This window comes from Paracoccus aerius, assembly GCF_014656455.1.
GTDB lineage: Bacteria > Pseudomonadota > Alphaproteobacteria > Rhodobacterales > Rhodobacteraceae > Paracoccus > Paracoccus aerius.
Map to the genome: position 1 here is coordinate 1 of NZ_BNCL01000106.1, position 570 is coordinate 570.

The 570-nt window shown below is 60.7% G+C and carries 1 protein-coding gene; it reads left to right on the forward strand.

Annotated elements, in window-relative coordinates; genetic code table 11:
* On the forward strand, positions 1 to 570 hold a 570-nt coding region (locus IE224_RS20915; protein WP_191313448.1), incomplete at both ends, for an IS110 family RNA-guided transposase.

Sequence of the window (570 nt, forward strand, 5' to 3'; positions counted from 1 at the left end):
CATTATTGGGGCCGAGAGTTCCTGAAGCTGGGCCACGAGGTGCGCCTGATCCCGCCGATCTACGTAAAGCCCTTTGTGAAGCGGCAGAAGAACGATGCGAATGACGCCGAGGCCATTGCAGAAGCCGTGGTGCGCCCCACCATGCGGTTCGTGCCCATAAAGTCAGAAGAGCAGCAGGCTCGATCGATGGTCTTCAAGACGCGCGATCTGCTTGTTCGTCAGCGCAACGCTCTCATCAACGCGCTGCGGGGGCACCTCATGGAGTACGGCATCATCGCGCCTGCCGGACGGACATTCGTCAAAAGGCTCGAGGCGCAGATCAATGCTCCGGAGATCGACCTTCCGTCCGGCGTCATCGAGCTTTGTCGCCTGCACCTCGAGCAGATTGGCATTCTCGACGACAGAACAAGGGAAATACAGAAACGCCTGAAGGATGAAGCGAAGTCAGACCCCGAGACGATCCGCCTGCAGACGGCTCCGGGCGTCGGACCCATCAGCGCCATGGCGATCCAGGCGTTCGCTCCCCCGATGGAAGGGTTCCGAAGAGGACGCGACTTTGCCGCCTGGCTG